Consider the following 649-nt stretch of genomic DNA (forward strand, 5'->3'; position numbering starts at 1 on the left):
ACGGCTGGCGGGCCGCGGCCACCGACGACGGACATCTGCTCATGGAACGCACCGCGGTCACCCGGGGTTCCCGCCCGAGCACGGAAGCCGATCCGGTTCTCCTTGAGGTCTTCAACAACCTCTTCATGTCGATCGCCGAACAGATGGGCGCCCGGCTGGAGTCCACCGCCCAGTCCGTCAACATCAAGGAACGCCTGGACTTCTCCTGCGCCCTGTTCGACCCGGACGGCAACCTGGTCGCCAACGCCCCCCACATCCCCGTCCACCTGGGCTCCATGGGCACCAGCGTCAAGGAGGTCATCCGCCGCCGGGGCGACTCCATGCGGCCGGGCGACACCTACGCCGTCAACGACCCGTACCACGGCGGCACCCATCTGCCCGACGTCACCGTGATCACCCCGGTGTTCGACACGCAGACCCCCGGCACCGGTGCTCCCGCGGACCCCGAGACCCGGCGGCCCCGGATCCTCTTCTACGTCGCCTCCCGCGGCCACCACGCCGAGATCGGCGGCATCGCCCCCGGCTCCATGCCCGCCCACAGCCGCACCATCGAGGAAGAGGGCGTCCTGTTCGACAACTGGCCGCTCGCCGAGGACGGCCGCTTCCGCGAGGAGGAGACCCGGCGCCTGCTCACCGAGGCCCCCTACCC

General features: G+C 70.6%; 1 protein-coding gene. It reads left to right on the forward strand.

All coding sequences use genetic code 11. The features are described 5' to 3' along the window. Window positions 1–649, forward strand: a 649-nt coding sequence (locus tag CCN72_RS32320) for a hydantoinase B/oxoprolinase family protein (protein ID WP_208638159.1), incomplete at both ends; no start/stop codon positions are given.

The sequence above is a fragment of the Streptomyces murinus genome (assembly GCF_002154555.1).
Taxonomy (GTDB): Bacteria; Actinomycetota; Actinomycetes; order Streptomycetales; family Streptomycetaceae; genus Streptomyces; species Streptomyces murinus.